We start from the raw sequence: 23,400 nt of genomic DNA, 5'->3' as shown, positions 1-23,400 counted from the left end.
GCCGTCGACCGCAATCGTCACGGTGTCTTGCGGCGATCGCGCCCGACGCGCCGGAACGCGCCGCGTCCGGCCGTGTTCTGCACACTCTCAACTCTCCCCCGAGGCTCCGCAGATCATGGCCGAAGACACCGCCCGCCGGTTGCAGGCCCGCCCCATCCCGGTGCCGAAGGCCGCCCCGCCCGCCTCCACCCAGACGACGCTGCTGGTCATCGCGCTGGTGGTGGCGACCCTGTATCTGGGAAGCGACATCCTGGTCCCCATCGCGCTGGCGGTGCTGCTGACCTTCGTCCTGGCGCCCATCGTCAGCCGGCTGGAGCGGCTGCGTTTGGGCCGGGTGCCGTCGGTGCTGGCCGTGGTGGTTCTGGTCTTCGCGGGAATCGCCGCCTTCGGCACGGTGGTTGGCGGACAGATCGCCGATCTCGCCGACAACCTGCCCAGCTACCAGCGCAACGTCCACGCCAAGCTGAATTCGCTGCGCTCCAGCGCGTCGTCGGCGGGCAGCGGCGGGGTGGTCCAGCAGGCGACCGAAGCCTTCCGCGACCTGAAGCAGGGGTTGGAGCAGGTGACCGGGGACACTGCGCCCGCCGCCACGGCTCCGGCCAGCGCCCTGCCCGCCCCCGGCGCCGCGCGGGAACCGGTGCCGGTGCGGATCGAGCAGGACGGCTCCGACGCGCTGACCATCATCAGCGACGTGCTGGGGCCGGCGATGGCGCCGGTCGCCACGGCGGGCATGGTGCTGGTCTTCACCATCTTCATGCTGCTGCAACGGGAGGATTTGCGCGACCGGCTGATCCGGCTGGCCGGGTCCGGCGACCTCAGCCGCACCACGGAGGCGATGAACGACGCGGGCGAGCGGGTCAGCCGCTACCTGCTGATGCAATGCGTGGTCAACGTCACCTACGGCCTGCCCATCGGGATCGGGTTGTGGCTGCTCGGCGTGCCGAACCCGCTGCTGTGGGGCATGCTGGCGACGGTGCTGCGCTTCATCCCCTTCCTGGGGCCGGCGATCGCCGCGGCCTTCCCGATCCTGCTGTCCTTCGCGGTTGATGCGGGATGGACCCTGCCGTTGCTCTGCATCGCCCTGTTCGTGGCGGTGGAGCTGTTCTCCAACAATGTGGTGGAGCCCTGGCTCTACGGCTCCGCCACCGGCCTGTCGTCGCTGGCGATCATTGTCGCGGCGGTGTTCTGGACCACGCTGTGGGGGCCGGTCGGGCTGCTGCTGGCGACTCCGCTGACCGTCTGCCTCGTCGTGCTGGGGCGGCACGTTCCGCAGCTTCATTTCCTGGAGGTGATGCTGGGCGACCGGCCGGTCCTGCCCGACGAGGCCAAGCTGTACCAGCGCCTGCTCGCCCGCGACCCCATCGAGGCCATGGAGATCGCCGAGGAGAAGATGAGCAAGGGCGGGCTGGTGGAGGCCGGGCATGGCCTGCTGATCCCCACCCTGTCGCTGGCCGAGCAGGACCGCCAGCGCAACCGCCTGAACCCGGAGGGACGGCAGGCGGTGGCCGAGGGCATGGTGGCCTTGCTGGACGAGATGATGGAATCCTCGCCGCCCGCCGCGGAGGACACGCCGCTGGTCCTGTGCATCGGCGCCCGCAACGACCTGGACGAGGCGGCGGCGGCGCTGCTCGGCCATCTGTTGCGCCCGCGCGGGCTGCGCGCCGACGTGATCCCCTGCGAAAAGGTGTCGGTCCGCGCCATCGCCGCGCTGGCCCCGACCGGCGTGTCGGCGGTGGTGCTGTCCTACCTGAACCCGTCCGCCCTGTCGCACGCCCGCCGGCTGGTGCGCCGGCTGCGCCTGCATTTCGGCCCGAACGTGCCGATCCTGCTCTGCCTGTGGAGCGCCCACCCCGAAGCCGACGCTCCGGAGCACGCCATATCCCAGACCACCGCCGACCGTGTCGCCACCAGCCTGACCGGCGCCGTCACGCAGTTGGAGGAACTCGGCGTGCTCGCCGCCGTCGAGGCGGAGAAGGCGCCGCAGGCGTGACGGTCAGGAGGGCGCCACGACGGTGCAGACGCGCTTCAGCGCGTCGGCCGCGCGCTCCACGTCCTCGTCGCGCACCAGAACGTAATCGGTGTCGTAGGTGGACATGGCGAAGATCGGCACCCGCGCCTGGGCCAGCGGCACGGCGATGCGCGCCAGCACGCCGAACAGCGAGAAGTCCAGCGGCCCCTCCACCTTGAAGGCGCGCCAGCCGCGCTCCGCGGTCACGCCGTCCGGCACGCGGGATTCGCGGCAGAGGATCGACAGCTCCTCCCCCGTGCGGGTGGCGCTGACCAGCGGGTCGGTCCAGTCGAGCCAGCCGGGCATCCCGTCCCCCGGCGCCAGCCGCGCCACCGCCAGCCGGTCGGGCAGGACCGACAGGGTCAGCGGCTTGGTCTCCGGCAGCAGGGCGGCGTCCAGCGTGGCGCGGTCCACCTCGAACGGCTTGAGAATGCGCTTGGCCCGTGCGGCCAGCGACGGAATGCGCGAGCGCATGGCCCGGCCCAGCATGTCCGCCGCGACTGGGCGAAGCTCCGGATCTTCCGCCGCCAGATCGACCATGGCCTGAAGCGCGGCGCTCTGCACGATCCGGCTGGCCCGGTTCTCGAACCAGCCCTCCAGAAGCGCCACCACCCGCTCCCGCTGCTCGTCCGTCAGGGTCAGGCGCGGCAGGATCGCCGCCAGATGCCAGCGCACCTCGGCCTGCTCGATGGCCGCCGCCTCGGTCAGCAGCCGTTCGGCGAAGGCGTCCAACGGGCGGGCGTCGCCGCGCGACACCCGGTCCAAGGCGTCGGCGGCGCGCATCCGCACCCCGGCATCGCCGTCGAACAGGCAGGCCACCAACTCCGGCAAGCGGGCGGGGTCGGCGGCGACCGCCTCCGCCACCGTCGGAATGTTGCCGAAGGCCCGCCGATCGCCGCCAAGCGCCAGGGCCTTCGCCAAGCCCTTGTCCTTGGGCCCGATGTCTCTCGGACCGCTATCCTTGCTCATCGCCTCAGCGCCGCCCGAAGGGACGCGAGGGGATGTTCCGCCCGAACTTCGACCCAACTTTCAGCGCGTTGGGGCGCGGCGGCGGAGGCGGCGGGGGAGGCGGCGGCGCTTCGCCCTTCGGCACGGCGCCGCCGCCGGCCATCTGGGCGAGATCGCTCATCAGGCGGTTGACGCCGCGCACCCGCTGGGCCTCGTCGGCCCATTCGCGGGTGTAGACCAGCTTGTGGTCGGGCCGCAGCTTCATCAGGCTCATCTGCTGGCTGATGTAAGTCAGCAGCTTGGCCGGCTCGGCGTAGCTGTTGTTGCGGAAGGTCAGCACGGCGCCCTTCGGCCCGGCGTCCACCCGCTCCACCCCCGCCTGACGGCAGAGCTGCTTGATGGTGACGACGTCCAGCAGGTTCTCGACCTCGCCCGGCAGCTTGCCGAAGCGGTCGATCAGCTCCGCGGCGAAGCCGTCGATTTCCGCCCGGTCCACCAGATCGGCGATGCGGCGGTAGAGCGACAGGCGCACCGTCAGGTCTGGGACATACTCCTCCGGGATCAGCACCGGCGTGCCCAGGTTGATCTGCGGGGTCCAGGGCTGGTCCTCCGCCCCGCTGGGCACCTGCCCGTCCATGTTGGCGCGGGCGTTGGCGACGGCCTCCTCCAGCATGTGCTGGTACAGCTCGACGCCAACCTCCTTGACGTGGCCCGACTGCTCCTCGCCCAGCAGGTTGCCGGCGCCGCGGATGTCCATGTCGTGGCTGGCCAGCTGGAAGCCGGCGCCCAGGCTGTCCAGCGTCTCGATGACGTGCAGCCGCTGCTGCGCCGTGCCGGTCAGCGGCTTGTTCGGCGCGTAGGTGAGGTAGGCGTAGCCGCGCACCTTCGAGCGGCCGACGCGCCCGCGGATCTGGTAGAGCTGGGCCAGGCCGAACATGTCCGCCCGGTGCACGATCAGCGTGTTGGCGTTGGGGATGTCGATGCCGCTCTCGATGATGTTGGTGGCGAGCAGCACCTCGAACTTGCCCTCGTCGAAGGCGGTCATCACCTCCTCCAGCTCGCTGGCCGGCATCTGGCCGTGGGCGGTGACGATCTTGACCTCGGGCACCAGTTCCCGCACCCGCTCGGCGACCTTGGGCAGGTCCTCCACGCGGGGGCAGACGTAGAAGGTCTGGCCGCCCCGGTAATGCTCGCGCAGGATGGCCTCGCGCACCACCACGGGGTCGTAGGGCAGCACGAAGGTGCGCACCGCCAGACGGTCCACCGGCGGGGTGGCGATCAGCGAGAGTTCGCGAACGCCGCTTAGTGCCATCTGGAGCGTGCGCGGGATCGGCGTGGCGGTCAGCGTCAGGACGTGCACGTCGGCGCGCAGCTCCTTCAGCCGCTCCTTCTGCTTCACGCCGAAATGCTGCTCCTCGTCGACGATGACCATGCCGAGCTGCTTGAACTGCACGCCCTTTCCGAGCAGCGCGTGGGTGCCGATCACGATATCGGCGGTGCCCTCCGTCAGCTCCTGCTTGACCTTGGTCTGCTCCTTGGGCGTCACCATGCGCGACAGCTGGACGACGCGCAGCGGCAAACCCGCAAACCGCGTCGTGAAGGTCTTGAAATGCTGCCGCGCCAGCAGCGTGGTCGGCACCACCACGGCGACCTGCTGGCCGCTCATGGCGACGAGGAAGGCGGCACGCAGCGCCACCTCCGTCTTGCCGAAGCCGACGTCGCCGCAGACCAGCCGGTCCATCGGACGGCCCGAACCGAGGTCGGTGAAGACCTCCTCGATGACCTTCAGCTGGTCGTCCGTCTCCGGGTAGGGGAAGCGGGCGGCGAATTCCTGATAGACGCCCTCCGGCGTGTAGACCGGGTCGGCCTTCTTCAGCATGCGCTCGGCGGCAATCTTCAGCAGCGCCTCGGCCATGTCCTTCAGGCGCTTCTTGACGCGGGCCTTGCGGCCCTGCCAGCCGGCCCCGCCCAGCTTGTCGAGCTGCGCGTGCGCGTCCTCCGACCCGTAGCGGGTCAGCACTTCAATGTTCTCGACGGGGACGTAGAGCTTGTCGCCGCCCTCGTAGATCAGCCGCAGGCAGTCGTGCGGCGCGCCGGACACCTCCAGCGTCTCCAGCCCGTCGTAGCGCCCGATGCCGTGGTCCATGTGCACCACGAGGTCGCCCGAGGCCAGCGCCGTGTATTCGGCGATGAAGTTGGCGGCCTTGCGCTTCTTCTTCGCCGCCGGGCGGACGAGGCGGTCGCCGAGGATGTCCTGCTCGGTGATGACGGCCATGTCGGCGGAGGTGAAGCCGTGCTCCATCCCCAGCACGATCATGCCGATGACGTGGCGGTCGAAGCGGCGGACGTCCTCGATGCTCTCCGCCGGCTCCAGCCCCGGAATGCCGTGGTCGCCCAGCACCGTCATCAGACGGTCGCGCGAGCCCGCGGAATAGCCGGCCACCAGCACACGCCGCCCGTCGGCGCGAAGGGCACGGATGTGGTCCTTCACCGCCTCGAAGACGTTGACGTCGGGCCGCGCCCGCTCCTCGGCGAAGTCGTGGCCACGGCGCCCGCCGGCGTCCAGCGTGCCCTTGATGCCCGGCGGCGTGCCGAAGGGCTTGAGTTGCGCCACGGCGTGGGCGGCGAACAGGTCGTCCCAGGCCTGGGCGTCGAGGAACATCATGCCGACCGGCACCGGCTTGTAGACCGGGGAGCCCGTCCGCTTCTCGATGACGATCATGCTCTCGCGGGAGGCGTGGAAGTCCTCCACCTGGGCGATGCGCGAATCGCGCGCCTCGGTCGCCTGATGATCCAGCGACAGGATGGCCTTGGGCATGTAGGCCAGCAGCGATTCCATCGTCTCATGGAACAGCGGCAGCCAATGCTCCATGCCGCCGTACTTGCGCCCGGCGCTGATCGCCTCGTAGAGCGGGTCGTCGTCGGTGACGGCGCCGAACAGCTCCCGGTAGCCGGAGCGGAAGCGGGCGATCCCCGCCTCGTCCAGGAAGACCTCCGACATCGGCTTCAGGTCGACGCCGTCACGCTTGTCGGTGGTGCGCTGCGACATGGGGTCGAAGCTGCGCACCGCCTCCAGCTCGTCGCCGAACAGGTCGAGGCGCAGCGGCTCGTCGGTGCCCGGCGGGAACAGGTCGACGATGCCACCGCGAACGGCGAACTCGCCCGGCTCGCGCACCGTCTGGGCGCGGGTGTAGCCGTTGCCGGTCAGGTAGCGCTGCAGCTTCTCCAGGTCGATCCGGTCGCGCAGCTTCGCCGAGAACACCGCGTCGCGGAAGGCGGCGCGGGGCGGCACCTTCTGCACCATGGCGTTGACGGTGGTCAGCACGACCAGCGGCGCCGCATCCGCCTTGCGCGCCAGCAGACGGGTCAGCGTGTCGATGCGCTTCGCCACGATGCCGCCGTTGGGCGACACCCGGTCATAGGGCAGGCAGTCCCAGGCCGGGAAGACCTGCACCTCCAGCGACGGCGCGAAGAAGGCCAGCGCCTCCGCCAGCTGGGCGGCGCGGGTGTCGTCGAGCGCGACGTGGAGAAGTCCGGCGCTCCCCGCCCGCTTGGCGAGGTCGGCGAGGACGCGGGCGTCATGACCGGCGGGGGCACCGCCGACCAGAAGGCGGCCGGAGCGTCCCGGCTGCAACGATTCGAAGCTGGGCAAGGATCGGGCCTCAGGACCCCTGACGGGGCGTGTAGCGGAATTTGGTCAACAGCTGCATGACATCGGTGTCATGCTCGGCGGGCAGCGGCTCGCGCCCGGCGTACCAGTTGTAGAGGTCGGGGTCGCTGAGTTCGAGCAGCGCCTCGTAGCGGTCGAGCTGCGCGTGGTCGAAGGCCGGGACATGGGCGTCGGCGAAGCTGCCAATCAGCAGGTCCATCTCGCGCATGCCGCGGTGCCACGACCGGAAGCGCAGCCGCTTGCGCCGGTTTTCCAGGGATTCGCCGCTCTCGGACAGGGTGTTCTCGTCGCTCATGCCATCCACGCCAAAAAGCCCCGGCCCCGGAAGATAGGGGGCGGAGCGGTCCACATCCACCCCCGCATCCTGCACACCGGCACGCCCCCGCGCAAACCGAAATGCCGGACGATCCCCCGGAAGGAGCGTGATTCAACGCGCCAGCCACGCCTCCAACCCGTTGCGCAGATCGGCCCCTGGCGCCAGCCGGGCGAAGCGCTCCGTCTCCACCGCCAGCCCTTCACCGATGGTCATGTTCAGCCCGCGCGTCACCGCCCCCAGGATGCCGGACACCGCCGCCGGCGAATGCCGGACGATCCGCCCCGCCAGTTCGAAAGCCGCGGGCAACAGCGCGTCATGGGGCACCACCTGATTGACCAGCCCGACCGCCAGCGCCGTCGCCGGCGGGAAGGCGTCGCCGGTCAGCAGCCATTCCAACGCCCGCTTGCGCCCGGCGTTGCGGGGAAGCCGCTGCGTCCCGCCGAAAGTCGGCATCATGCCGAGCTTGATCTCCGCCTTGGAGAAGGTCGCCCGCTCGCTGGCGACGGCGAGGTGGGCGGCCTCCAGGATTTCGCAGCCGCCGCCGTAGCAGATGCCGTTGACCGCGGCGATGATGGGCTTGGGGAAGGACTCGATCCGCGCGCACAGCGTTTGTCCGGGCCGGAAGGCGCGCACCGCCGCCTCCGGTCCACGCCGGACGGCCTGGGTGAATTCCGCGATGTCCGCCCCGGCGGAGAAGGCCCGCTCCCCGGCGCCGGTGACGACGATCGCCCGCACCGCCGCGTCGGCCTCCAGCGCATCCAGCGTGTCGAGCATCGCGGCGGCCAACGCCGTGCTGATGGCGTTCAGCTTCTCGGGCCGGTTCAGGGTGAGGGTGGCGATTCCGCCGGCGGTGACGCACAGCACGGGGTTGGCGGGGTCGGTGTAGGGCATGGCGCGTTCCATTTTCCTGCGTTCGGGATGCCCCACTGTCGAGCCCGAGCCACGCTCCTGGCAAACGAGTACGCCGCGTTTTCGAGTGAGCAACGCTCACCTGAAACGGGGTATTCGCCTCACGACAAAGCGTCACCTTGACAGAATCGCGACAGTTGGTACACTGAACAGTCCCAGTCATTAGCCGTGGAGGTCGCCATGACCGACGGTTCGATCGGACGCTCGGAGCCTCTGGTCCGCTCGGCCGGCGCGGTGGAACGCACTGGCAGCGCGACCGACCGCAAGCAGCGGCGGCAGAATCGGCAGGACCTGCAACAGCAGGAGCGCGAGCAGCAGGAACGCCGCGACCAGGACGAAGCCAACCACAAGCGCCGGCGCCTCTACGACCTGCTGTTCGACGAGATCGATGAGCTGGACACGCTGAACGCCGGGCAGCGGGCGCGCATCAAGCAAAATCTGCGCGCGCAGCTCGCCAACCGCCGTCCGCCGCCCCATCTCGCCCCCAACCTCGCCCAGCCGCCGCCGGCGGATCAGGACATCGAACGCATCGCGGCGGCGCTCCTCGAAAAGGCCGTCGCGGCCCATTTTGTCGACCATGACCACATCGTCGACATGGCGGCGCCGACAAACCCCGCGCTTCCGCCAGGACAGACGGCGGAAAACGTGGCGCTCGCCAACCAGCTCCGCGATTGCCTGGAACAGCGCACGACGACATCCCGGCGTGTTGCCGTGTATCTGCGCCTGCTTCTGACACTCGAAGGCGCCTTCCGTCCGCATCTGGTGGTGGACGCATAACCACAACCCCAGCGCGGGTGTTATGCGCGAATTCGGAGAAAGCCCTCCTCCGATGCGCCACCCAGGATGGTCGGGCCATGCGGCACAATGGCCCTGTTGTTTCTCCGGCGGAGTCCGGGCGCGTCCCCGCGCCGTTCCCGCCGCGGAAAAACCCGCTCCCGCAGGGAGGTTCCCCCGTGCCCGACACCCATCTTGCCACGCATGCCCAGCCGTCCGGCGACGCCCTTCGCCAAGCCCTTTCCACCCGTTTCCAAAAAGTCCGCGCCCGCACCGCTGAACTCGCGGCTCCCTTGTCGCCCGAGGACCTGATGGTCCAGTCGGTGGCCGACGGCGCGCCGGCCAAATGGCACCTCGCCCACACGACGTGGCTGTTCGAAACCACCGTCCTGGTGCCCTGCAACCCCGGTTACCGCCCCTTCGATCCGGCCTTCCTGACCGTGTTCGCCGCGCGCGACGACCGCTTCGGCAGCCACCAGCTTCCCTCCCCCACCCTGCGCCTGCTCTCCCGGCCCAACGCGGCGGAGGTGATGCGCTACCGCGACCATGTGAACGCCGCGGTGCTGCATCTGCTGAACCAAGCCGACGAGGCGGACCTGCCGGAGATCGCCGATCGTGTGATCGTCGGGATCACGCACGAGCGGCGCCACCAGGAACGGCTGCTGACCCACATCAAGCACGCCTTCTGGAGCAACCCGCTGCGCCCCGCCTACGACCAGCCGCCGCAGGCCGTTCCGACCCCGCCGCAGCCGGAACGGTGGATCGAGCATGAGGGCGGCCTCGTCGAGATTGGGCTGACAGACGCCGGGGCCGGGTTCGACCATGAGGGGCCGCGCCACCGCGTCCATCTTCAACCCTTCCGCCTCGCCGTCCTGCCGGTGTCCTGCGGTGCCTTCCGCGGGTTCATCGAGGATGGCGGCTACGCGAAGCGCGCGCTCTGGCTCGCCGACGGCTGGGAAGCGGTGCAGACCGAGGGGTGGCAGGCCCCGCTCTATTGGGAATGGCGCGACGGCGCGTGGCAGATTTTCACGCTCTACGGCATGCGCCCGCTCGATCCCGCCGAGCCGGTCTGCCATGTCAGCTGGTTCGAGGCGGACGCCTTCGCCCGCTGGGCGGGCAAGCGCCTGCCGGATGAAGCCGAATGGGAAGCGCTCGCCTCCCGTTGCGACAGCATGGGCAACCTGCTGGGCACCGGCCACCGCCACCCGCGCCCCAGCACCTGCCACGGCGACGGCCCCTGGCAGTTGTTCGGCGACGTGTGGGAATGGACGCGCAGCCCCTTCGCCCCCTATCCCGGCTACCGCCTGCCCGACGGGGTGGACGAGGCCGTCCATGGCCGCTTCATGGTGAACCGCATGGTGTTGCGGGGCGGCAGCTGCGTCACTCCCTTCGACCACGCCAACCCCACGACCCGGCATTACCTGCGGCCGGAATCCCGCCTCTCCTTCACCGGCCTCCGGCTGGCCGAGGATGCCTGACATATTGGAATCGTTTTAAACGGTGGCGCCGCACCGCAGCAAGCTCTATAACCATAATTAAATTATGGCCTATGGAGCCTGCGATGTCCCTCGATCTGCCTCAGGTGTTCCGCCACCACGTTTTCTGTTGCTCCCAGCAGCGCCCGCCCGGCCACCCGCGCGGAAGCTGCGCGGCGAAGAACGCCCATCCGCTGTGGGAGCAACTCGGCCAGCGCATCCAGGCCAAGGGATTGCTGGACGTCGGCATGGCTTGGACCGGCTGCCTCGGCTTTTGCTCCGCCGGGCCGCTGATGGTGGTCTATCCGGAGGGCCTGTGGTACCGCCCGGAAACGCCCGCCGACATCGACGAGATCGTCGATTCGCACCTCGTCAACGACACGCCGGTCGAACGGCTTGTGATGGTGCTGACCCGCTGAACGCAAAAGCCCCTCCGCGGCACGGCCGGCGGAGGGGCTTTCTTCTTGCGAAACGACGATGCTACTTGCGGAACAGGAACTCGCGGCCGACCTTCACACGCTTCTCGCCGTCATATTCGATGATGTCGGCGGTGGCGTAGGTTTCGGTCCAGCGCTCGGGCAGATAGCTGCCGGTGCCGATGATGTCGACGGGGGCGTTGGCCTCCGCCATCAGGCGGCACTTCGCCGGGCCGAAGCCGGAGCTGGCGACGATCTTCACCGCCGGGAAACCGGCCTCGTCCAGCTTCTCGCGCATGAAATGGATCGCCGCCGCCGACACGCCGGTACCGATCAGGTAACGGAGCTGCGTCTCGTCGCGGTAGCCGCGGATGGAATGGGGCGCATGCCGCTCCAGCACCGCGTAGGAACCCGGCGGGTCCAGCCCCTCCAGGAAGCGCCCGCCCGGCGTGTCCAGCCGCACCGCCAGCTTGCCCTGCGCGGCGAGGCCGGGGAAGCGGCGGCAGACCTCCATCGCGTCGGTCACCTCGCGCCCGAAGTAATCGACCAGAACGGTCAGCGGCAGTTCGGGGAAGGTCTCGTGGAACATCTCCGCCGCCCGCACGGTCGATCCGGCGTAGCCGATCAGCGCGTGCGGCATCGTCCCCATGCCCTTCTTCTGGCCGAAGAAATGGGCGGTGGCGTCGGTGGCGTTGCCGATGAAGCCCTTGGCGCCGACCTTGCGCTTCGCCCGGTCCGACCCGACCGAGGCGGCGTAGGCCATCATCTCCTCCATCTCCGTGCCGGCGCAATGACGCGCCTCCATGGCGAGGAAGGCCGTCTTCGGCAGGTCGGCGCACATGGTGAAGGCGTTGTAGGCGCCGACGCAGGCGGGGCCGAGCTTCTGCAGAATGATCGTCTCGGTGTCGACCAAATGGTAGAAGGAGCCGGTGATGTAGAGGATCGGCTCGCCGGCACCGACCCACTTCCCTTCCGGGTAGTTCAGGACGATGTCGAGGTCGAACCCGCGTTCCCGCGCCACCGCCTCCAGCCATTCGATGGCGAGTCGCGGCGCGCAGACCACCGGGCGGCGCATGAAGATGGCGTAGGTGACCTTCTTGTCACCGAATTTCCCGACCGCCTCCTTGGTCCGCTTGAAATACGTGTCGGTCCATTCGGTGATGGCCGACGCGGGCGGATGGCTGGCGGGCGCGTGACTGGCCGGCGGTTGGTTCCTGGTCTCGTCCATGGCGATGTCCTTGTCTTCCCGCTCTTGCCCTTCGCGACGGTCACGTCCGGAGGCCGCCCCCGCGGCGGGAACGGCAATCGGACTGAGAAACCAGCATTATACGCCCCGGCCCTCCGGTGGAAGAGGCTTCATCCGCTTCGGCCAACCGCCGCAAGCAATGGTGATTTACCAAAAATACGCTACGAAATCCGACGCATTTCAAACGCAAAGAAGTCGAGAAGAGATGTGCAGTTCCCCACTGTAATGCGCTGTCGCCAAAAAGTATAAAATACCTGAATTTGACGCCTTCCTTTTATCCATCCACCATACACCCAAGAACAGGCGCCCCCTCTCGGCGCCGGGAAATGCGACGAGGTCGGCATGAGCCGGACAATCCGCCAGAACGCGCCGAACATTGCGGCAGGCCCCTCGACGGCAGCCCCCTCGACGCTGGATCGCCTGAGCCGCCGCGTGGTGGTCGGGCTTCTCTGCACCATGGCCGGGCTGGCCGCCGCGGGCACCGGCGGGGCCTTCCTGCTGAAGCCCGGCACGGCGCAGGCCGGGCGCGTGGTTGGGGACACACTGCGGACCGCCGCCAACTACGCGCGGCTGCCGGCGATGATCTTCACGCTGAGCGACGGCGACCGGCTGCGCGAGCTGCGGGTCCGCGTGGTGCTCGACATGGAGCCGACGGCCCCCGCCAAGACGGTGGAAAGCTATGGGCCGCGCATCGCCAGCGCGATGACCAACGTCATGCTGGAAACCGACCCCGGCGAACTGCGCGGGCGCAACGGCGCCTTCTACATCAAGGACGCGGTGATGCGCACCGCCGCGAAGGAACTCGGCGCGATGAAGATCCGTCAGGTGCTGGTCCAGGAACTCGTCATGCGCTGAGCGAAGGCCCGCTCCGCCCATGCCGATGCCGGCCCTCCAACGCTCGACAGGGGAGCCGGAATGGGGAACACTCCCCTCCCGTTCGGATCTTGGGATTGCAAGGAGACGGCCGTGGCCGAGTTCGATTTCGACCTGTTCACCATCGGTGCCGGCTCTGGCGGCGTCGCGGCCMGCCGGCGGGCCGCGGCCATGGGGGCCAAGGTCGCCATCTGCGAAGGCAGCCGGGTCGGCGGCACCTGCGTCATCCGCGGCTGCGTGCCGAAGAAGCTGCTGGTCTACGCCGCCCAATTCCGCGACGCCTTCGAGGACTCCAGCGCCTATGGCTGGGCCACCACCACGCCGGCCTTCGACTGGGCCACGCTGATCGGGCGCAAGGACGCCGAGATCGACCGGCTGAACGGCATCTACATCAAGATGCTGGAGACCTCCGGGGTCACCCTGCACACCGGCTTCGGACGGTTGATCGACCGCCACACGGTGGAGGTGGCGAACAAGCGCTACACCGCGAAGAACATCCTGGTCGCCACCGGCGGCTGGCCGGCGCTGCCCAGGATTCCGGGGATCGAGCACGCCGTCACCTCCAACGAGGCGTTGCAGCTCGGCACCCTGCCCCACTCCGTCATCATCCTGGGCGGCGGCTACATCGCCGTCGAGTTCGCCGGGATCTTCCGGGGTCTGGGCGCCGAGGTCACGATCATGATCCGCGGCGAGGAGCTTCTGAACGGCTTCGACGATGACATCCGGGTCGCGCTGGCCCAGGAGATGCGCAAGCGCGGCATCACCATCCTCACCCGCACCCAGCCGGTGAAGGTGGAGGAAGGCCCCGGCGGCTTCACCGTCACCGACCAGCTGGGGCGGGAGCATTCCGCCGGCCTCGTCATGGCAGCGACCGGGCGGCGACCGAACACGCGCGACCTCGGGCTGGAAGCCGCCGGCGTCGCGCTGGACGAGAGCGGGGCGATCCGGGTGGACGAGTATTCGCGCACCAGCGTGGACAACATCTTCGCCGTCGGCGACGTGACCGACCGCATGGCCCTGACCCCCGTCGCCATCGCCGAGGGGCGCGCCTTCGTGGAGACGCTGTTCAACGACAACCCGACCAGCATCAGCTACGCCAACATCCCGACCGCCGTCTTCTCCATCCCGCCGCTCGGCACGGTCGGCCTGACCGAGGCGGAGGCGCGGGCGAAGCATGCGGCGGTGGACATCTACAAGGCCGGCTTCCGCCCGATGAAGCACACCATGTCGGGCCGCGACGAGCGGGTCCTGATGAAGCTGATCGTGGACGGCGAGAGCCAGCGCGTGCTGGGCTGCCACATGATGGGCATGGACGCGCCGGAGATCGTCCAGGGGCTGGGCATCGCGCTGAACTGCGGCGCCACGAAGAGGGATTTCGACCGCACCATCGCCCTCCACCCCTCTACCGCGGAAGAGTTCGTCCTGATGCGCGAGAAGGTGTCCTGACGATCGGACCTAAAACCAAAGGTCAGGAGCCTGATTTCCTGGAACGCTTCTAAGAAGCCTGTGTTGAGGGCACACGACGATGGCGGCGGCGATCACGGCGGCGGTGCAATACCCCCGCGGAAGCCGCCGCCTCCCATCCTTCATCCAGGCTCCGGGAGGGCTCCTACGCATGTTCATGCACAACAAGAACCTGATGTACACGGTCCGCGTCGCTGAACCGGACCCGAAGCTGGCCAGCCTGATGCTGGAACAGTTCGGCGGTCCCCAGGGCGAGTTGGCGGCGGCCTTGCGCTACTTCACGCAGGGCCTTTCCGACGAGGACCCGGGCCGCAAGGACATGCTGATCGACATCGCGACCGAGGAACTGAGCCATCTGGAGATCATCGGCAGCATCGTCGCCATGCTGACCAAGGGCGTGAAGGGCAAGCTGGCCGAGGGCGCCGAGGAGGTCACCGACCTTTACGCCGACATCGCAAAGGGCAACGGCAGCCACACGCTGGCCCTGCTCTACGGCGGCGGCCCGGCGCTGACCAACTCCGCGGGGCAGCTCTGGACCGGCGGCTACATCGACAGCATCGGCGAGCCGACCGCCGACCTGCGCTCCAACATCGCCGCGGAGTCGCGGGCCAAGATCATTTACGAACGCCTCATCAACATCACCCCCGATCCGGGCGTGAAGGACGCGCTGACCTTCCTGATGACCCGCGAGATCGCGCACCAGAAGATGTTCGAGAAGGCGCTCTATTCCATCGACAACAACTTCCCGCCGGGCAAGCTGCCGGGCAACCCCGAATACACCGACAAGTACTACAACATGAGCCAGGGCGACGGCGACATGCGTGGCCCGTGGAACCAGGGCGAGCAGTGGGAGTTCGTCAACGTCACCCCCGACCAGGCCCCGGTCAGCGGCGGCGACGGCAACCCCTCGGTCCGGCTGGCGGCGGAAGAGATGAAGGCCGTCAACGAGGCCGCCAAGCGCACCATGTCGCGCACCGACGTGAACCCGGTGACGGGCGCCGACCTCGGCGCCGGCCCCGGTTCCGGCAAGATGACCCCGGTGAAGTAAGGCCCCGATCCCCCTCTCCCCCCTGGGGAGAGAGCTGGGGTGAGGGGGCGCCCGTCAGGGCGTCCACGCTCTGCAACGAGGCAACGTGGTCGGCCTCACGGCCGCCCCCTCATCCTGACCTTCTCCCCAGAGGGGAGAAGGAATCAGGCCTTCACCGCCGCCGCGTCCGGCCTCGGCCGCGTCATCAGCCAGAGCAGAACCAGCAACCCCGGCACCGCCCCGCCGGTGGACAGCAGGAAGAAGCTGCTCCAGTCCATCCGCTCGGCCAGCCAGCCGGACGAGGCGCCGAACAGGTCCCCGCCCAGCTTGTAGAAACTGCTGAGCAGCGCGTACTGGGTGGCCGTGTAGGCCGTGTTGCACAGGCTCGACAGATAGGCGACGAAGGCCGCCGTCGCGATGCCGCCGCAGACATTCTCCAGCGCCACCGTCACCGCCAGCGCCGACACGTCGTGCCCGACCTGCGCCAGCATGACGTAGCCGAGGTTGGACAGCATCTGCATCAGCCCGCCGACCAGCAGCCCGCGCAGCACGCCGATGCGCCCGACCAGCACGCCGCCGATCAGCCCGCCGATGATCGTCGCCCACAGGCCGAACAGCTTGGTGACGTTGGCGATCTCCGTCTTCTCGAAGCCGAGATCGACGTAGAAGGGCGCCGACATCACCCCCGCCAGCACGTCCCCCAGCTTGTAGCAGGCGATGAACAGCAGGACCGCCGCCCAGGCCGGACGGGTCATGAACTCCACGAAGGGCGCCACGACCGCCCCGTAGATCCAGGCCAGCAGGTCCGCCTTCCAGCCGGTCAGGTGCGGCCGCATGGCCAGCCAGTCGGCCACATGCCGCTCCCGCGCCTTGGACTCTGCCGAATCCGCGACCTTCGGCTCGCGGTTCAGCAGGATCGTCACCATGCCGACCGCGACCAGCCCGGCCATGACGTAGTAGGCGACGTGCCAGCCGAAGAACTCCGCGAGGTACAGGGCCCCCGCCCCCGCCGCCAGCATGCCGAAGCGGTAGCCGAGCACGAGGATGGCGGCACCGGCGGCCTGCTGATGCTCCTCCAGCACCTCGACGCGGTAGGCGTCGACCACGATGTCCTGGCTGGCCGAGAAGAAGGCGACCACCACGGCCAGCATGGCGGTCCACCACAGGTCGGTGACCGGGTTGGTGCTGCCCAGCCCGATCAGGGCCGCCATCAGTCCGGCCTGCGCCACCAGCGCCCAGCCGCGCCGCCGCCCGAACAGCCGGGTCATCACCGGCAGGCGTAGCCGGTCGATCAGCGGCGCCCAGACGAACTTCAGCGCGTAGGGCATGGTGACCAGCGCGAACAGGCCGATGGCCGTCTTGCTGATGCCGCCCTCGCGCAGCCAGATCGACAGGGTGGAGCCGGTCAGCGCCAGCGGCAGCCCTTCCGAAAAGCCGAGGAACAGAATGGCCAGAACGCGCCGGTCAAGATAGACGGAGGCCGCCTGACCCCAGGAGGATGGTTTCACCCGTTAACCCTTCCGCACACCTGCGTAACCGTCTGTATAGGCCGCGTCCGAAGGTCCCGGCCAGCGCGCTTTTTCGGGCGCCACGCCGCATCATCCATTGCGGAAGTTGCGGTCGAAACTATGGAAAAATTTCCCGGAAACCGCTATACAGAGTACCCCTCCGGCTGTCATCCGGCCGGCTGGGGGAACCCTTAGCACAAGGAAAGAGCGGGCGTCATGGTTGAGCGTTGGTCCCCCGACAGCTGGAGGTCGAAGCCGGCGAAGCAGCTTCCGACCTATCCGGACCCGTCCAAGGTCGAAGCGGTCGAGCAGCGCCTGTCCTCCTATCCCCCACTCGTCTTCGCGGGCGAGGCGCGCCGGCTGAAGGACAGCCTCGCCGCAGCCGCCGCCGGCAACGCCTTCCTGCTGCAGGGCGGCGACTGCGCGGAGAGCTTCGCGGAGTTCCATCCGAACAACATCCGCGACACCTTCCGCGTCCTGCTGCAGATGGCCGTGGTGCTGACCTTCGGCGCCGCCATTCCGGTGGTCAAGGTGGGCCGCATGGCCGGGCAGTTCGCCAAGCCGCGCTCCGCCGACACCGAGGTGCTGGAGGGGGTCGAGCTTCCGTCCTACCGGGGCGACATCATCAACGGCTTCGACTTCACGCCGGACGCCCGCGTTCCCGACCCGGAGCGCATGATGCAGGCCTACACCCAGGCCGCCGCCACGCTGAACCTGCTGCGCGCCTTCTCCCAGGGCGGCTACGCCGACCTGCACAAGGTCCATCAGTGGACTCTGGGCTTCGTCGAGCGCTCCCCGGCGGGTGAGCAGTTCCGCGAGATCGCCAACCGGCTGGACGAGACGCTGGGCTTCATGGCGGCCTGCGGCATCACCGCCCAGACCACCCCGCAGATCCGCGAGACCGAGTTCTTCACCAGCCACGAGGCGCTGCTGCTGCCGTTCGAGCAGGCGATGACCCGCGTCGACAGCACCACCGGCGACTGGTACGACGTGTCGGCCCACATGCTGTGGATCGGCGACCGCACCCGCCAGCTGGACGGCGCGCATGTCGAGTTCCTGCGCGGCGTGAAGAACCCGATCGGCCTGAAATGCGGCCCGACGACCGATCCGGACGAGCTGATCCGCCTGATCGACCTGCTGAACCCGACCAACGAGCCGGGCCGCCTGACCCTGATCGTCCGCATGGGCGCCGACAAGGTGGCGGAGAAGTTCCCGCCCCTGCTGCGCAAGGTGCAGCGCGAGGGCCGTGTCGTCGTCTGGTCCAGCGACCCGATGCACGGCAACACCGTCAAGTCCTCCAGCGGCTACAAGACCCGCCCGGTGGAGAAGGTGCTGTCGGAGGCGCGCGACTTCTTCGCGGTGCACGAGGCCGAGGGCACCCACGCCGGCGGCGTCCATTTCGAGCTGACGGGCCAGGATGTGACGGAGTGCACGGGCGGCGCCCAGGCGATCACCGACCACAAGCTGGCGCTGCGCTACCACACCGCCTGCGACCCGCGGCTGAACGCCAGCCAAGCGCTGGAACTGGCCTTCCTGCTGGCCGAGGAGTTGAAGCGCGCCCGCTTGAAGCGCGACGCCGACCGCCGCGCGGCGGCGGAGTAAGGCGTTTTCCTGGGGGCACCGCTTGCCCCCACCCCGGCCCTCCCCCGCTCCGCGGGAGAGGGGGCAAGTCTTCCCTCTCCCGCGAAGCGGGGGAGGGAGGGACCCGCGCGCAAGCGCGGGAGGGTGGGGGCAGCGCCCTCCTACCGCACCACCATCCGCTCCAGCAGCACCTCGCGCACCCGGATGGCCTGGGCCTCGCGTTTCATCACGCTGGCCACGGTGCTCTTGATCAGGTTGGCGCCTTCGGCCCCGCTCAACTGGCCCGGCTCGATCTGGCGCAGACGGTCGGCCATCTGGTCGGCGATGCGGGGGACGAAGGGCGTGGCCGGGTTCGGGTCCCCGGTCGGCTCGATCTCCAGCAGCACGCGGATGTCCACCAGACGCGCGTCGCTGCCGCCCAGCGTGAAGGTCATCGTCGGCAGGGACGCGTAGGTCTTCTGCGCCTTGCGGTCGCCACCGGCGCTTCGTGCGCCGGATTTGGCAGCGACCACGGTCCAGGTGCCTAGCGCGGCAAGCAGCACCAGGGCTACCGCGACGAGGACAGGCATCAGGGACACCGATTCCCCATCGGAGCGCCGCAGCAGGAACCGCACCGGGCCGCCTTTCCCCCATGATCCCCCTGTTGGGAGAATGGGCAAATTTAACGATGATTTATTCTAGATAAAAAAACGGGGCCGGTCAAAGCGCGTCGCGCGACCAGCCCCGCCTTTTTACTTGAAATCAGCGCCCGGCATTCAGCCGCCGATGCCGCCCATGCACAAATACTTGATTTCCAAGTAATCCTCGATGCCGTACTTGGAACCCTCGCGGCCGATGCCGCTTTCCTTCATGCCGCCGAAGGGGGCGACCTCGGTGGAGATGATGCCCTCGTTGATGCCGACGATGCCGTATTCCAGCGCCTCCGCCACCCGCCAGACGCGCCCGATGTCGCGGCTGTAGAAGTAGGCGGCCAGACCGAATTCGGTGGCGTTGGCCATGCGCACGGCCTCCTCCTCCGTCTCGAAGCGGAACAGCGGGGCGACCGGACCAAAGGTCTCCTCGCGCGCCACCTTCATCGCCGGGGTCACGTCAGCGAGGATGGTCGGCTCGAAGAAGCTGCCGCCCAGCTCATGCCGCTTGCCGCCCAGCACCACGCGGGCGCCCTTCTCCGTGGCGTCGCGGATGTGGTCCTCGACCTTCTCCACCGCGGCCATGTCGATCAGCGGCCCCTGCTGCGCCCCTTCCGTGGTCAGGCCGGGGCCGACCTTCAACGCCTTCACCGCCTCGGCCAGCTTGGCCGCGAAGGCGTCATAGACGCCGGACTGCACCAGCAACCGGTTCGCGCAGACGCAGGTCTGGCCGGTGTTGCGGTACTTGGAGGCGATGGCGCCCTTCACCGCCTCGTCGAGGTCGGCGTCGTTGAAGACCAGGAAGGGCGCGTTGCCACCCAGCTCCAGCGACACCTTCTTCACCGTGCCGGCGCATTGGGCCATCAGCTCCTTGCCGATCTCGGTGGAGCCGGTGAAGGTCAGCTTGCGCACGGTCGGGTTGCCGGTCATCTCGCCGCCGATGGCGCGGGCGGAGCCGGTGACGACGCTGAGGATGCCCGCCGGAATGCCCGCCCGCTCCGCCAGCACCGCCATGGCGAGCGCGGTCAGCGGGGTGGCGGTCGCCGGCTTGATGACCATCGGGCAGCCGGCGGCCAGCGCCGGGCCGGCCTTGCGGGTGATCATCGCCGCCGGGAAGTTCCACGGCGTGATGGCGGCGGTGACGCCGATCGGCTCCTTGGTCACGACGATGCGGCGGCCCGGCAGATGCTGCGGGATGGTGTCGCCGTAGACGCGCTTGCCCTCCTCGGCGAACCATTCGATGAAGGACGCGGCGTAGGCCACCTCGCCCCGTGCCTCGGCGAGCGGCTTGCCCTGCTCCGCCGTCATGATGCGGGCGATATCCTCCTGGTTCGCCATCATCAGGTCGAACCACGTCCGCAGGGTCTTCGCGCGCTCCTTCGCGGTCAGGGCGCGCCAAGCCGGCCAGGCGCGCTCGGCGGCGTCGATGGCCCGGCGAGTCTCGTCCGCGCCCATCATCGGCACGCTGCCCAGGACGCTGCCGTCGGCGGGGTTGGTCACCTCCACGGTCTTGCCGCTGTCGGCGTCGACCCACCGGCCATCGACGAAGCACTGGAATCGCAGCAGATCGGCGTCCTTCAACCCAAGACGGCGGGCGGTGTCCACGGAATCATACGGCATGGTGCCTTCCTTCCCTCGTTTCTTGCGCGCGGCCTCACGGTCGGCCGCGCGTTCGGCAGAGAGTATAGGGCACCTCGCCCGCTCTGCGATCCTTCCCGTGGCGTGGGCAGGGCGCGCGGACCGGAGAAGAGAGGTCGGCGGTTACGCCGGAAGGACCGGCACGTTGTCGATGAGGCGGGCCTTGCCCATCCAGGCGGCGGCCAGCAGGCGCGCCGGACGCTCCATGCGGCTCACCGGCGCCAGCGTGTCGGCGTCGCGCAGCTCGACATAGTCGATGGAGCCGAAACCGGCGGCGGTGATGCGCGCACGAACCGTCTCCAGAACCGTGGCGGCCTCCGCCCCGCCGGCCAGCGCCGACGCGGCCTCGAGAAGCGCGCGGTTCAGCTCCGGCGCGCGGGCGCGCTCGTCGGCGGACAGATAGGCGTTGCGCGACGACATGGCGAGCCCGTCGGCCTCCCGCACCGTCGGCAGCCCCTCCACCCGCACCGGGATGTCGAGATCGCGGGTGAAACGGCGGATGACCATGAGCTGCTGGTAATCCTTCTCCCCGAACACCGCCACGTCGGGCTGGGCCTGCAGGAACAGCTTGGTCACGACAAGGGCGACGCCGCCGAACATCTGCGGCCGGAAGGTGCCGCACAGCCCCTCCGCCGGGCCGCCGACCGAAATGGCCGTGGCGAAGCCCTCCGGATACATGGCGCGCACCGTGGGGGCGTAGAACAGATGGCAGCCCGCCGAGGCGAGCTTGCGCGAATCTCCGGCCTCGTCGCGCGGGTAGCGGTCGAAGTCCTCGTGCGGGGCGAACTGGGTGGGGTTGACGAAGACGCTGGCGACCACCTGGTCGGCCAGTTCCCGCGCGCGGCGCACCAAAGCGAGATGGCCGTCGTGCAGTGCGCCCATGGTCGGCACCAGGGCCACCGTTTTGCCGTCGCGATGCCAGGCGGAGACCTGGGCGCGGAGATCGTCCACGCTGCGGACGACCGGCAGGGGCTGTTCCGACTCCGGCGGGCGGGCGGCGGCGAGGGAGGTCATGGCGGGTGCTCCACAGGCGTCATAAACGGCGCTGGGATAAACCGCCGGACCGGCGCTGTCCAGTCATGGAATTAACCGGGCGAGCCCGAATTTGAAATTTTTCCATCCTGCGGGCGGGTCGGACCGCGCGGTCTCCCGCCCGCGGACTCGGTCAACGCATCAGCGTGACGACGACCAGATAGGTCAGGTTCACCCAGGCGCCGAGCGTGGCCAGGAGGACCAGGGTGGCCGGAGACAGCACCACCGAACCGAGGATCACGACGAGCGCCACGACCAGCAGGCCGAGGGCGAGAAGGGTCACGCGCGTATCTTCCATGTCACTGCTTCCAGATGATTGAGCAAATCGGATGTTGGAAGCGATAGACGAAAACCCCACGGGCTGTAGCTGATCTGAATCAACTGCGGTGGCGTTCGTCTCAAAAAGGCACGCGCGATTGGACAAGGGTATTTTGTGGTGTTGCGTCCAAGCACAGGGCCACGCAACCGGCGCGATGACCCATTACTGGCGAATTCCAACGATGTCTGGGAGAAGAGGCGGTGTTTGGGATGGTGGGCGCAGTAGGGATTGAACCTACGACCCCACCCGTGTGAAGGGTGTGCTCTCCCGCTGAGCTATGCGCCCATCCCAAAGAAACAACCGCTGACGCACCACAGAGACGACAATGCGAGGCCCGACGGACCCCGATCCTGACCGGCCCTTGTGGTGGAGGGGATGGTACCATCCGCAAAGCCCATGAACCACCGGACTTTGGGATGGTGGGCGCAGTAGGGATTGAACCTACGACCCCACCCGTGTGAAGGGTGTGCTCTCCCGCTGAGCTATGCGCCCATCCCAGTAAAACCGCGTCGGCATCAGGCTCGTTTCGCTGTCGCGTCGTTGCCGCCGCTGCGGTGAGGCGGGTTTCTAAAGGCCCCGCCCCCTCCTGTCAAGCACCTGTTTCACACCAATATCAAAGAAGCCCTTCCAACCGGAGCCCCCGATGAGCCAATGGACATGACGCACCGGACCGCGCTTCCCGCCCAACGTCCCGCCAAGCCTCCCTCGGCCGCCGTCGTTGCCGGCCTCATCGCAGGAGCAATGTGCGCGGCGTTCGCCGGGCTGTTCCCCCTGCCCGCGCATGCGCAACGCTGGCAGTTGGATTACCGCGTCCATGTCGGCGGCGTGGCCGTGCTCGACGCGCGGGCGGAGTTGACCCTGACCGAGGGCCGCTACAGCGTCCAGGTCGACGCCGCGACGGACGGCTTTCTGGGGCGTCTGTTTCCTTGGGAAACCCGATCGCTCAGCGTCGGCACGGTGCGGCCCGACGGCGTCGCTCCGATCCGCCATACACAGTCCGGCGTCCTGCGCGGTTCCCCGCGCACCGTCACCTTGGATTACGGCCCGGACGGCCGCGTTCGCACGCAGGTGTCCCCACCCCCGGAGGAGGAGGACCGCGACCGCGTCCCCGAGGACCTCACCCGGCAGAGTCGCGATCCGTTGAGCGGAGTCGTGGACATGATGCTGGCCGGGCTTCACGGCGAGGGATGCCAGCGCACCGTGCCCATTTATGATGGGCGCCGCCGATACGACATGATCTTTACGGACCGGGGAATGACCATGATCGGAGCGTCGCGCCATTCGGTGTTCTCAGGCGCGGCGCGGCAATGCCGGGTGTCCCACAAGCCGATCGCCGGCTACGAGCGCACGCCGCGCCAACCCTTCTGGCAGCGCGGCGGAGGCCGGGAGGAGCGTCCGCCCGTTGATCTGTGGATCGCTCCGGTGGAGGGGTCCGGCCCGCCCCTGCCCGTCCGGCTGGAGACCGACAGCGGATTCGGCGGGGTCGTCGTCCACCTCACCGCCGCCCGCAAGACCGACCAGACGGCGGAACGTCCCGCCGAGCCGGTGCCGTCACCGCTTCGTTGAC

Annotated in this window: 19 protein-coding genes and 2 tRNA genes; 9 read left to right on the top strand and 12 right to left on the bottom strand. The window is 68.8% G+C overall.

Annotation, left to right across the window (positions count from 1 at the left end):
• Positions 1-115 precede the first annotated feature (115 nt).
• The gene (locus AC1DVI_RS16455) at positions 116-1,990 is read left to right on the top strand and encodes an AI-2E family transporter (RefSeq protein WP_476958872.1); all 1,875 of its coding nucleotides are present in this window, start codon (positions 116-118) and stop codon (positions 1,988-1,990) included.
• A 3-nt stretch (positions 1,991-1,993) separates the two neighbouring features.
• On the opposite strand, the gene AC1DVI_RS16450 is transcribed toward AC1DVI_RS16455, so the two are convergent.
• The 4 genes from AC1DVI_RS16450 to AC1DVI_RS16435 all read right to left on the bottom strand — a co-directional run bounded on the left by AC1DVI_RS16450 (position 1,994) and on the right by AC1DVI_RS16435 (position 7,833).
• Positions 1,994-2,929, bottom strand: coding sequence for an ACT domain-containing protein (locus tag AC1DVI_RS16450; RefSeq protein WP_476958871.1), 936 nt, complete (start codon positions 2,927-2,929; stop codon positions 1,994-1,996).
• A 52-nt stretch (positions 2,930-2,981) separates the two neighbouring features.
• Positions 2,982-6,608, bottom strand: coding sequence for a transcription-repair coupling factor (gene mfd / locus AC1DVI_RS16445; protein WP_476958870.1), 3,627 nt, complete (start codon positions 6,606-6,608; stop codon positions 2,982-2,984).
• 10 nt (positions 6,609-6,618) lie between these two features.
• The gene (locus AC1DVI_RS16440) at positions 6,619-6,921 is read right to left on the bottom strand and encodes an FAD assembly factor SdhE (RefSeq protein WP_035674467.1); all 303 of its coding nucleotides are present in this window, start codon (positions 6,919-6,921) and stop codon (positions 6,619-6,621) included.
• A gap of 132 nt (positions 6,922-7,053) precedes the next feature.
• Positions 7,054-7,833, bottom strand: a complete 780-nt coding sequence (locus AC1DVI_RS16435) for a crotonase/enoyl-CoA hydratase family protein (RefSeq protein WP_476958869.1) — start codon at positions 7,831-7,833, stop codon at positions 7,054-7,056.
• A 198-nt stretch (positions 7,834-8,031) separates the two neighbouring features.
• Between AC1DVI_RS16435 and AC1DVI_RS16430 the strand changes: the two genes are divergently transcribed.
• The 3 genes from AC1DVI_RS16430 to AC1DVI_RS16420 all read left to right on the top strand — a co-directional run bounded on the left by AC1DVI_RS16430 (position 8,032) and on the right by AC1DVI_RS16420 (position 10,519).
• On the top strand, positions 8,032-8,628 hold the full coding sequence (locus AC1DVI_RS16430; protein WP_476958868.1) for a hypothetical protein: 597 nt from the start codon (positions 8,032-8,034) through the stop codon (positions 8,626-8,628).
• 176 nt (positions 8,629-8,804) lie between these two features.
• Positions 8,805-10,103 (top strand): ergothioneine biosynthesis protein EgtB, encoded by a 1,299-nt coding sequence (gene egtB / locus AC1DVI_RS16425; RefSeq protein WP_476958867.1) that lies wholly within the window; start codon positions 8,805-8,807, stop codon positions 10,101-10,103.
• An 83-nt stretch (positions 10,104-10,186) separates the two neighbouring features.
• Entirely contained in the window at positions 10,187-10,519 is a 333-nt protein-coding gene (locus AC1DVI_RS16420; RefSeq protein ID WP_476958866.1) for a (2Fe-2S) ferredoxin domain-containing protein, read from the top strand.
• A 61-nt stretch (positions 10,520-10,580) separates the two neighbouring features.
• Here AC1DVI_RS16420 and AC1DVI_RS16415 read toward each other — a convergent pair whose 3' ends face one another.
• Positions 10,581-11,744 carry a nicotinate phosphoribosyltransferase gene (locus AC1DVI_RS16415; RefSeq protein WP_145625986.1) on the bottom strand — a complete coding sequence of 388 codons (1,164 nt, stop codon included), beginning with the start codon at positions 11,742-11,744 and terminating at the stop codon, positions 10,581-10,583.
• Positions 11,745-12,104: 360 nt separating this feature from the next.
• Between AC1DVI_RS16415 and AC1DVI_RS16410 the strand changes: the two genes are divergently transcribed.
• The 3 genes from AC1DVI_RS16410 (at position 12,105) to AC1DVI_RS16400 (ending at position 15,147) form a co-directional block, all read left to right on the top strand.
• Positions 12,105-12,617 (top strand): flagellar basal body-associated FliL family protein, encoded by a 513-nt coding sequence (locus AC1DVI_RS16410; RefSeq protein ID WP_145625987.1) that lies wholly within the window; start codon positions 12,105-12,107, stop codon positions 12,615-12,617.
• A gap of 111 nt (positions 12,618-12,728) precedes the next feature.
• Positions 12,729-14,081, top strand: coding sequence for a glutathione-disulfide reductase (gor, locus tag AC1DVI_RS16405; RefSeq protein ID WP_476958865.1), 1,353 nt, complete (start codon positions 12,729-12,731; stop codon positions 14,079-14,081).
• Positions 14,082-14,250: 169 nt separating this feature from the next.
• Complete coding sequence (locus AC1DVI_RS16400; protein ID WP_145625989.1) at positions 14,251-15,147, top strand: manganese catalase family protein; 897 nt, start codon at positions 14,251-14,253, stop codon at positions 15,145-15,147.
• Between the two features lie 143 nt (positions 15,148-15,290).
• On the opposite strand, the gene AC1DVI_RS16395 is transcribed toward AC1DVI_RS16400, so the two are convergent.
• On the bottom strand, positions 15,291-16,634 hold the full coding sequence (locus AC1DVI_RS16395; protein ID WP_476958864.1) for an AmpG family muropeptide MFS transporter: 1,344 nt from the start codon (positions 16,632-16,634) through the stop codon (positions 15,291-15,293).
• 216 nt (positions 16,635-16,850) lie between these two features.
• On the opposite strand from AC1DVI_RS16395, the gene AC1DVI_RS16390 reads away from it, so the two are divergent.
• A complete protein-coding gene (locus tag AC1DVI_RS16390) occupies positions 16,851-18,236 on the top strand; it encodes a class II 3-deoxy-7-phosphoheptulonate synthase (protein ID WP_476958863.1) in 1,386 nt (461 codons plus the stop codon).
• 140 nt (positions 18,237-18,376) lie between these two features.
• Here AC1DVI_RS16390 and AC1DVI_RS16385 read toward each other — a convergent pair whose 3' ends face one another.
• From AC1DVI_RS16385 to AC1DVI_RS16360, 6 genes are all read right to left on the bottom strand, one after another.
• The gene (locus AC1DVI_RS16385) at positions 18,377-18,784 is read right to left on the bottom strand and encodes a flagellar basal body-associated FliL family protein (RefSeq protein ID WP_476958862.1); all 408 of its coding nucleotides are present in this window, start codon (positions 18,782-18,784) and stop codon (positions 18,377-18,379) included.
• Positions 18,785-18,970: 186 nt separating this feature from the next.
• Positions 18,971-20,464, bottom strand: coding sequence for an NADP-dependent succinate-semialdehyde dehydrogenase (gene gabD / locus AC1DVI_RS16380; RefSeq protein ID WP_476958861.1), 1,494 nt, complete (start codon positions 20,462-20,464; stop codon positions 18,971-18,973).
• Between the two features lie 141 nt (positions 20,465-20,605).
• Positions 20,606-21,496, bottom strand: coding sequence for a pantoate--beta-alanine ligase (panC, locus tag AC1DVI_RS16375; RefSeq protein ID WP_476958860.1), 891 nt, complete (start codon positions 21,494-21,496; stop codon positions 20,606-20,608).
• 151 nt (positions 21,497-21,647) lie between these two features.
• Complete coding sequence (locus AC1DVI_RS16370) at positions 21,648-21,812, bottom strand: hypothetical protein (protein WP_014240656.1); 165 nt, start codon at positions 21,810-21,812, stop codon at positions 21,648-21,650.
• Between the two features lie 231 nt (positions 21,813-22,043).
• Positions 22,044-22,118 (bottom strand) — tRNA-Val (locus AC1DVI_RS16365).
• Between the two features lie 132 nt (positions 22,119-22,250).
• Positions 22,251-22,325: transfer RNA gene (locus AC1DVI_RS16360), tRNA-Val, on the bottom strand.
• A 165-nt stretch (positions 22,326-22,490) separates the two neighbouring features.
• On the opposite strand from AC1DVI_RS16360, the gene AC1DVI_RS16355 reads away from it, so the two are divergent.
• Positions 22,491-23,399, top strand: a complete 909-nt coding sequence (locus AC1DVI_RS16355; protein WP_476958859.1) for a DUF3108 domain-containing protein — start codon at positions 22,491-22,493, stop codon at positions 23,397-23,399.
• The last annotated feature ends 1 nt before the right edge of the window (position 23,400 follow it).

The sequence above is a fragment of the Azospirillum sp. P4_B5 genome (assembly GCF_056402275.1).
This window is presented reverse-complemented; position numbering and strand designations above follow the sequence as displayed.

What these genes read in the sequence shown, in the direction of transcription:
- AC1DVI_RS16455 (WP_476958872.1), top strand. Translation starts at nt 116, where the DNA reads ATGGCCGAAGACACCGCCCGCCGGTTGCAGGCCCGCCCCATCCCGGTG.
- AC1DVI_RS16440 (WP_035674467.1), bottom strand. Translation starts at nt 6,921, where the DNA reads ATGAGCGACGAGAACACCCTGTCCGAGAGCGGCGAATCCCTGGAAAAC.
- AC1DVI_RS16435 (WP_476958869.1), bottom strand. Translation starts at nt 7,833, where the DNA reads ATGCCCTACACCGACCCCGCCAACCCCGTGCTGTGCGTCACCGCCGGC.
- AC1DVI_RS16430 (WP_476958868.1), top strand. Translation starts at nt 8,032, where the DNA reads ATGACCGACGGTTCGATCGGACGCTCGGAGCCTCTGGTCCGCTCGGCC.
- AC1DVI_RS16420 (WP_476958866.1), top strand. Translation starts at nt 10,187, where the DNA reads ATGTCCCTCGATCTGCCTCAGGTGTTCCGCCACCACGTTTTCTGTTGC.
- AC1DVI_RS16415 (WP_145625986.1), bottom strand. Translation starts at nt 11,744, where the DNA reads ATGGACGAGACCAGGAACCAACCGCCGGCCAGTCACGCGCCCGCCAGC.
- AC1DVI_RS16410 (WP_145625987.1), top strand. Translation starts at nt 12,105, where the DNA reads ATGAGCCGGACAATCCGCCAGAACGCGCCGAACATTGCGGCAGGCCCC.
- AC1DVI_RS16400 (WP_145625989.1), top strand. Translation starts at nt 14,251, where the DNA reads ATGTTCATGCACAACAAGAACCTGATGTACACGGTCCGCGTCGCTGAA.
- AC1DVI_RS16390 (WP_476958863.1), top strand. Translation starts at nt 16,851, where the DNA reads ATGGTTGAGCGTTGGTCCCCCGACAGCTGGAGGTCGAAGCCGGCGAAG.
- AC1DVI_RS16385 (WP_476958862.1), bottom strand. Translation starts at nt 18,784, where the DNA reads ATGCCTGTCCTCGTCGCGGTAGCCCTGGTGCTGCTTGCCGCGCTAGGC.
- gabD (WP_476958861.1), bottom strand. Translation starts at nt 20,464, where the DNA reads ATGCCGTATGATTCCGTGGACACCGCCCGCCGTCTTGGGTTGAAGGAC.
- panC (WP_476958860.1), bottom strand. Translation starts at nt 21,496, where the DNA reads ATGACCTCCCTCGCCGCCGCCCGCCCGCCGGAGTCGGAACAGCCCCTG.
- AC1DVI_RS16370 (WP_014240656.1), bottom strand. Translation starts at nt 21,812, where the DNA reads ATGGAAGATACGCGCGTGACCCTTCTCGCCCTCGGCCTGCTGGTCGTG.
- AC1DVI_RS16355 (WP_476958859.1), top strand. Translation starts at nt 22,491, where the DNA reads ATGACGCACCGGACCGCGCTTCCCGCCCAACGTCCCGCCAAGCCTCCC.